A 6,078-nucleotide genomic window follows, 5' to 3' on the forward strand; every position below is an offset into this window, starting at 1 on the left:
CGCCACCGCATCGAGCGCCGCGGGCGCCACGAAGAACAGGCCGAAGACAAAACCGCCGTGCAGATTGGCCCAAAGCGCGATCGCCGGCAGCAGCACCAACGACGGCGCCTCGCGCCGATCGGCGGCGTCGATCAGCCCACCGATCCACAGCAGCATCACCGGCATCGCGAGCACATGCGCCCGCGCCAGCAGATGCGGCGCGGTCAGCGCCAGCGCCAGCGCCACCAACACCAATGTGGCGCTGTCGCCGAGACGGCGGTTCAGGCTGTGCGCGAGCAGCGCGAACGTAGCGGCACTGGCGGACGCAGCCACCACCACCGGGCCGTTCCAGCCCGCGAGCGCATAGGCCTTGGCGTAGATCAGCTGCGCCAGCCATTGCGTCGAGATCCAGGGCTCGCCACGCATCGTAAAGGAATAGATGTCGGTCTCGGGCACCGCGTGATGATCGAGGATCCACTGCCCGACCGTGACCTGCCACAGCGTGTCGGGATCGTTCAGAAGCTGGTTGCCGAAGGCGAGCAGCAGCGCATAGACGAAGGCGCCCACCAGAAGGGGCAGCATCCCCCGGAGTGGATGGATCGCCTCATTTGATTCGCTGATCGAAATCGTCATTTTGGCCCTGATCCAGCGTCATTTGAGCCGGGATCGAAGCACAAATGGGCATAATTTGAGGTAAACCGGCCGCTGTGGAATCGAGTGGATAAAGCGTGATCAAAGCCAGATTTCCGCCACATTATCGCCGCCTGACTGCAATTGCCCGCGTAAAGGGTTAATGCCAACCTGCCGATGCGCGCCGTCACGTGTGCCTTGCGCGTCCTGAGGGATCTTTGTTGATGAAAACTCTGCTTGCGCTGGTCTGGTTTGCGGTCACGGCGACGGCGCCGCAAACCGCCCAAGCCGGCCAGACCGGCCACGGCGAATTTGATGCGCTGGTTGCGGTCCATGCCAAGGCCAACAGTGTGCCGGAAGCGCTGGTGCATCGGATCATCCTGCGCGAGAGCCGCTATCAGCCGCGCCTGCTCGGACGCGGCGGCTGCATCGGGCTGATGCAGATCAAGCTCGCGACCGCGCGCAGCCTCGGCTATGGCGGCGACGCCGAGGGACTGCGCGATGCCAACACCAATCTCACCTATGGCGTGAAATATCTCGCCGGCGCCTACCGCGCCGCCAAGGGCGACCACGACCGCGCCATGCAATTATATGCGAGCGGGTATTACGAGATCGCCAAGCGACAGCGGCTCGAAACCGCCACTGGACTGAAGTTGGACGCCTCCGGCAATCAGCAGCCACCGATCGGCACGAGCGTACCCGACGAAATCGCGGAAAGCCCCGCCAATGCAGCGCCGAGGCACCAGGAAACTAATGATCGCTGAGCTGGCCTGATCCTCATGATGGCCGGGCTTGCCCGGGCCACCCACGTCTTTTGCCACAACAAACAAGGACGTGGATGCCGGCGCAAGGCTGGGCCGGCGACGTGCGGGCGTTGACAGCCGCGTCCATCGGACTACATTAGCCGCGTTCCGAGGGGAGCTCCGAGGTGGAGCTGAGATACCGCACGCTGCTTGCCGGTTGGCAGGGGACCGCGGTGACCCTTTGAACCTGATCCGGGTCATGCCGGCGAAGGGACAGGGATGTACCAGACCACGCGTAAACCGAGGGGGGATTCCCCCGTATCGATCATCGGCGCCGGCATTGCTGGCGCATGGCAGGCGCTGGTGTTCGCCAGGGCAGGCCATGCCGTGACCTTGCATGAGCGCAGCGACGAAAATCTAATGCTCTCGACCAGCCACTGGGCGGGCGGCATGCTGGCGCCCTATTGCGAGAGCGAGGTGTCGGAGCCGCTGATCAGCCGGCTCGGCCTGACCTCGCTCGAGCTGTGGAAGCGCGAACTGCCGGACACGCCGTTCAATGGCTCGCTGGTGGTGGCGCATGCGCGCGATCGCGCCGACTTCGAGCGTTTCGCCCGCCACACCAGCGACTATCAGCGGCTCGATGCCAGCGCGCTCGCGGAGATCGAGCCGGCGCTGGAGGGCCGCTTCCGCGAAGGGCTGTTCTATCCCGCCGAGGGCCATGTCGAGCCGCGCCGCGTGCTTCCCAAGCTGCATCAGCGCATCATCGAGGCCGGCGGCGAGATCAAGTTCAACAGCGATGTGTCGAGCGGCGATCTCGACGGCCTGGTGATCGACTGCCGCGGCATCGCCGCGCGCGACGTCGAGCCGGAGCTGCGCGCCGTCAAGGGCGAGATGATCGTGATCGAGACTGCGGAGGTGCAACTGTCGCGCCCGGTCCGGCTGATGCATCCGCGCTGGCCGCTCTATGTGATCCCACGCGAGGATAACCTGTTCATGCTGGGCGCGACCTCGATCGAAACCGAGAACTGGGGCGTTGCGGTGCGCTCGGCGCTCGAGCTTCTGGGCGCCGCCTATACCGTGCATCCGGCGTTCGGCGAAGCGCGCATCGTCGAGTTCGGCTCGGGCGAGCGCCCGGCCTATCCCGACAACCTGCCGCGCATCACCATCGGCTGCCGCAGCAACGAGATCCACATCAACGGCCTCTACCGCCACGGCTTCCTGATCGCGCCGGCGCTGGCGCAGGCAACCTTGAACTATGTCGAGCACGGCCAGCTCGACAACGAGGTGGTGCGATGCGCGTGATCGTCAACGGCGAACCGTGCGAGATCGCGGCCGCGAGCGTCGACGCGCTGCTTGCCGAGCTCGCCTATGAAGGCACCCATTTTGCGATCGCGCTGAATTACGACGTGGTGCCGAAGAGCCGCTGGGCGGCAACGGCGCTGAAGACCGGCGACGAGATCGAGATCATCACGCCACGGCAGGGAGGGTGATGGGGATGCGCGCAAAAGCTCTGCCCACGTCGTCGTCCCGGCGAGGGCCGGGACCCATAACCACCGGCGTACGTGCCGTTGGCAGGCGTCTGCCCGGGTGCACGACTGCGACGGCACGGCGTATGGGTCCCGGCCTACGCCGGGACGACGGTGAGAAAGCGACGGCGCCTTACACATCACCGTCATCGCCCGGCTTGACCGGGCGACCCAGGACGCGGCGGTCTCTCGATTTGATTGCAGGTCCCGCTGGGATACTGGATCCCCGCTTTCGCGGGGATGACGAAAAGCAGGACATCGACCAATGCTGAACTTCTACGGCCGCGAATTCACCTCCCGACTGCTCACCGGCAGTGCGCTGTATCCCTCGCCCGCAATCATGCAGAACGCGATCCGCGCCTCGGGCGCCGAGATCGTCACGGTGTCGCTGCGGCGGGAATCCGCCGGTGGCAAGACCGGCGACGCGTTCTGGAAGCTGATCCGCGAGCTCGGCGTCACCGTGCTACCGAACACCGCCGGCTGCCGCAGCGTGCGCGACGCCGTCACCACCGCCAAGCTGGCGCGCGAATTGTTCGCGACCTCCTGGATCAAGCTCGAAGTGATCGCCGACAACGACACGCTGCAGCCCGACGTGGTCGGCCTGGTCGAGGCCGCCGGCATCCTGATCAAGGACGGCTTTGAGGTATTCCCCTATTGCACCGAAGATCTCTCGGTCGCGACCCGGCTGGTCGATGCCGGCTGCAAGGTCGTGATGCCCTGGGCCGCCCCGATCGGCAGCGCCAAGGGCATCATCAACCGCGACGCACTCAAGCTGTTGCGCGACCGGCTGCCCGATGTGACCTTGGTGGTCGATGCCGGCCTCGGCGCGCCGTCGCACGCCGCCGAAGCGCTCGAACTCGGCTATGACGCCGTGCTGCTCAACACCGCGATCGCGAAAGCCGCCGACCCGGTGGCGATGGCGAGCGCCTTCCGTCTCGGCGTCGAGGCCGGCCGCACAGCCTACGAGGCCGGGCTGATGGACGCCCGCGATTTCGCTTCCCCTTCCACGCCTGTTGTTGGGACACCGTTCTGGCATGCCGTATCCTGACCGCTTCTATCCCGTCGTCGACAGCCTCGCCTGGGTGGCGCGGCTGACCACGCTCGGCGTCGGCACCATCCAGTTGCGCGCCAAGAAATTGGGCGAGCATCTGGACCACGCCGATGCGCTGCACATCGTGCGCGAGGCGCTGGCGCTGACCAGGGGCACGCCGACCAGGCTCGTCGTGAACGATTATTGGCGCGCGGCGATCGAGGCCGGGGCGCAACATCTGCATCTCGGCCAGGAGGATCTCGCCGACGCCGACCTCGCCGCGATCCGCGCCGCCGGGCTGTCGCTCGGCCTCTCGACCCATGACGACGAAGAGCTCGCGACCGCGTTGCGCGCCAAGCCGGACTATATCGCGCTGGGTCCGATCTTTCCGACCACGCTGAAATCGATGCGCTTCGCGCCGCAGGGCATCGCGAAGATCGGCGAATGGAAGAAGCGCGTCGGCGCCATTCCGCTGGTCGCGATCGGCGGCATCAAGCTCGAACAGGCGGCCGAGATCTACGCTGCCGGCGCCGATTCCATTGCCGTCGTCAGCGACCTCACCCAGAACGCCGATCCGGATGCGCGCGTGCGCGCCTGGCTCGCCCTGAAGGCGGAGGCGGCATGACGATGTCTCCGATCGTAGGGTGGACAAAGCGCAGCGTGCCCACCATTCGGCCAACCAGTGCGACAGATGGCAGGCACGGCGCAAGCGCCTTTGCCCACCCTACGCAGTCCTTCAGACGCCGTCATTGCGAGGCGCGCAGCGACGAAGCAATCCACGCCTCCACCCGGGCAGGCATGGATCGCTTCGCTGAGCCTGTCATCGGGCGCCGCTTCGCACCGACCCGGTGGCTCGCAATGGCGGAGAAACACAATTTCGAACTTCCGGATCGGCCTGCGTTCCGCGGCCCGTCCGAAATGACAACAAGTAACAGGAGGACCCCATGAACATTCGCTCCAATCCGGACACCACGCTTCCCGCCGTGACCACCGGCCCGCTGCCCTCCTCGCGCAAGATCTTCGCCCATCCCGACGCCGCGCCCGAGCTACGGGTGCCGCTGCGCGAGATCATGCTGTCGGAAGGCGCCGGCGAACCTAACCTGCCGGTGTATGACACCTCCGGTCCCTACACCGATCCGAACGTCGTGATCGACGTCAATGCCGGCCTGCCGCGCCACCGCACCGCCTGGGTCAAGGCGCGCGGCGGCGTCGAGGAATATGACGGCCGCGCGGTCAAGCCGGTCGATAACGGCAATGTCTCCGGCGACAAGGCGGCGAAGGCGTTTTCCGCGTTCCACCAGCCGCTGCGCGGCACCGGCGACCACAAGATCACCCAGCTCGAATTCGCCCGCGCCGGCATCATCACGAAAGAGATGATCTACGTCGCCGAGCGCGAAAATCTCGGCCGCAAGGTCGAGCTCGAACGCGCCGAGGCAGCGCTCGCCGACGGCGAAAGCTTTGGCGCCGCGGTGCCGGCCTTCGTCACGCCGGAATTCGTGCGTTCCGAGATCGCGCGCGGCCGCGCCATCATCCCCTGCAACATCAACCACGGCGAGCTGGAGCCGATGATCATCGGCCGCAACTTCCTGACCAAGATCAACGCCAATATCGGCAACTCGGCGGTGACTTCGTCGGTCGAGGAAGAAGTCGACAAGATGGTGTGGGCGATCCGCTGGGGCGCCGACACCGTGATGGACCTCTCGACGGGCCGCAACATCCACACCACCCGCGAATGGATCCTGCGCAACTCGCCGGTACCGATCGGCACCGTGCCGATCTACCAGGCGCTGGAGAAGGTCAACGGCGATCCGGTCAAGCTCGACTGGGAGGTCTACAAGGACACGCTGATTGAGCAGTGCGAACAGGGTGTCGACTACTTCACGATCCACGCCGGCGTGCGGCTGCCCTACATCCACCTCACCGCCAACCGCGTCACCGGCATCGTCTCGCGCGGCGGCTCGATCATGGCGAAGTGGTGCCTGGCGCATCACAAGGAGAGTTTCCTCTACACGCATTTCGAGGACATCTGCGACCTGATGCGCAAATACGACGTGTCGTTTTCATTGGGCGACGGCCTGCGCCCCGGCTCGATCCGCGACGCCAACGACCGCGCCCAATTCGCCGAGCTGGAGACGCTGGGCGAACTCACCAAAGTCGCCTGGGCCAAGGG

The 6,078-nt window shown here is 65.9% G+C and carries 6 protein-coding genes, 1 pseudogene and 1 riboswitch; of the genes and pseudogenes, 6 read left to right on the plus strand and 1 reads right to left on the minus strand.

From position 1 onward, the window contains the following. A pseudogene (locus WCB02_RS17150) lies at positions 1 to 612 on the minus strand (hypothetical protein); the annotation flags it as partial. A gap of 221 nt (positions 613 to 833) precedes the next feature. Here WCB02_RS17150 and WCB02_RS17155 point away from each other — a divergent pair. From WCB02_RS17155 to thiC, 6 genes are all read left to right on the plus strand, one after another. After that, entirely contained in the window at positions 834 to 1,373 is a 540-nt protein-coding gene (locus WCB02_RS17155; protein ID WP_423959775.1) for a transglycosylase SLT domain-containing protein, read from the plus strand. Between the two features lie 140 nt (positions 1,374 to 1,513). Continuing rightward, positions 1,514 to 1,644: riboswitch (TPP riboswitch) on the plus strand. Further along, positions 1,632 to 2,654, plus strand: a complete 1,023-nt coding sequence (locus tag WCB02_RS17160) for an FAD-dependent oxidoreductase (protein ID WP_423959778.1) — start codon at positions 1,632 to 1,634, stop codon at positions 2,652 to 2,654. It overlaps the preceding riboswitch by 13 nt. After that, positions 2,645 to 2,842, plus strand: coding sequence for a sulfur carrier protein ThiS (gene thiS / locus WCB02_RS17165; RefSeq protein WP_423959781.1), 198 nt, complete (start codon positions 2,645 to 2,647; stop codon positions 2,840 to 2,842). Before WCB02_RS17160 ends, thiS begins: the two co-directional genes overlap by 10 nt. A 301-nt stretch (positions 2,843 to 3,143) precedes the next feature. Then, complete coding sequence (locus WCB02_RS17170; protein WP_423959783.1) at positions 3,144 to 3,926, plus strand: thiazole synthase; 783 nt, start codon at positions 3,144 to 3,146, stop codon at positions 3,924 to 3,926. Further along, complete coding sequence (thiE, locus tag WCB02_RS17175) at positions 3,913 to 4,533, plus strand: thiamine phosphate synthase (RefSeq protein WP_423959785.1); 621 nt, start codon at positions 3,913 to 3,915, stop codon at positions 4,531 to 4,533. The genes WCB02_RS17170 and thiE overlap by 14 nt, the downstream gene beginning before the upstream one ends. A 319-nt stretch (positions 4,534 to 4,852) precedes the next feature. Beyond that, a partial coding sequence (thiC, locus tag WCB02_RS17180) for a phosphomethylpyrimidine synthase ThiC (protein ID WP_423959787.1) occupies positions 4,853 to 6,078 on the plus strand: 1,226 nt, incomplete at its 3' end.

Origin of the sequence: Bradyrhizobium sp., from assembly GCF_049581145.1 — a bacterium.
Classification (GTDB): domain Bacteria; phylum Pseudomonadota; class Alphaproteobacteria; order Rhizobiales; family Xanthobacteraceae; genus Bradyrhizobium.

Excerpts from the sequence above, each read along its gene's own strand:
- thiS (WP_423959781.1), top strand. The coding sequence starts at position 2,645 with ATGCGCGTGATCGTCAACGGCGAACCGTGCGAGATCGCGGCCGCGAGC.
- WCB02_RS17160 (WP_423959778.1), top strand. The coding sequence starts at position 1,632 with ATGTACCAGACCACGCGTAAACCGAGGGGGGATTCCCCCGTATCGATC.
- WCB02_RS17170 (WP_423959783.1), top strand. The coding sequence starts at position 3,144 with ATGCTGAACTTCTACGGCCGCGAATTCACCTCCCGACTGCTCACCGGC.
- WCB02_RS17155 (WP_423959775.1), top strand. The coding sequence starts at position 834 with ATGAAAACTCTGCTTGCGCTGGTCTGGTTTGCGGTCACGGCGACGGCG.
- thiE (WP_423959785.1), top strand. The coding sequence starts at position 3,913 with ATGCCGTATCCTGACCGCTTCTATCCCGTCGTCGACAGCCTCGCCTGG.